Annotated in this window: 1 protein-coding gene and 1 pseudogene; both read left to right on the top strand. The window is 56.3% G+C overall.

Translation table 11 applies throughout. The features are described from left to right. The coding region (locus tag EN780_RS35205; RefSeq protein ID WP_133372908.1) for a type II secretion system F family protein at positions 1–620 on the top strand (620 nt) is incomplete at its 5' end. A 16-nt stretch (positions 621–636) separates the two neighbouring features. Continuing rightward, positions 637–979 (top strand): annotated as a pseudogene (locus EN780_RS35200) (type II secretion system F family protein); the annotation flags it as partial.

Here is a 979-nt window from a genome sequence, read left to right as displayed (position 1 = left end):
CTATTGCGGCGCTCATCGTTTTTCTGCTGGTGGGTTTTGCGCTGCCCATTCTTGTCCTTCGACGCGCACGCAACAAACGAATCCAGAGGTTCGCCAAGCAACTTCCCGACGCACTGGACATGATTGTCCGTTCGCTGCGCGCCGGCCACCCAGCTTCCGTGGCGATCGGTCTTGTCGCCAGGGAAATGCCCGATCCGCTCGGCACGGAATTCGGCATCGTCGCCGACGAAATCGCCTTCGGATTGAGCATCGAACAAGCCGTTCGAAAGTTATCGCAACGAGTGGGTTTCGAAGGCCTTCACCTGCTTTCGGTGTCGCTCTCGATTCAGTCCAAGACCGGTGGCAATCTGACTGAGATCCTTGCCAATCTCTCATCGGTGTTGCGCGAGAGGCAAAAGCTCCGGCTGAAAATCAGGGCCCTTTCAGCCGAGGGTCGAATGTCGGCCTGGATCATCTCGCTTTTCCCGGTCGCGATGTTCTTTATCCTCCAGTTCGCTGCCCCGTCCTACTATGGGACCGTATGGAACAATCCGATCATCCTGCCTGTGTTCATGATTTTCGGGGGATGGGCGCTTCTGGGCGATTTTATCATGTATCGCATGGTCAATTTCGATTTCTGAGGAGCGAAGCACGGCCGTGTTGTCCACCATTCAGGGTTTGAGCTTCCTGGTTTCGATTGCCGTGTTCCTGGCCGCGGCGGCGCTCTTTCTGTTCTGCGCTCTGGTCTTTGTACCGGCGTTGCAGACGAGAAAATTGGTAGCGCAAAGCCTCTTGGCAGAGGGCATTGTCGACCGTCGTTCGCTTGCCGGCCAAGAGCAACTCGCCAGGATATCGGCACAAAAGCCGATCGACGCTTATTTCCGCACAATTGAGAAGGAGCGGGGTGAGCCGAATGCGCTCGAGACGAAGCTTTTTCGCGCCGGTTTCCACCAGCCAAATGCGCCCCTTATTTATACCTTGTCGCGCATCGCTGCTGTAG

The sequence above is a fragment of the Mesorhizobium sp. M4B.F.Ca.ET.089.01.1.1 genome, from assembly GCF_004022605.1.
Taxonomy (GTDB): domain Bacteria; phylum Pseudomonadota; class Alphaproteobacteria; order Rhizobiales; family Rhizobiaceae; genus Mesorhizobium; species Mesorhizobium abyssinicae.
This window is presented reverse-complemented; position numbering and strand designations above follow the sequence as displayed.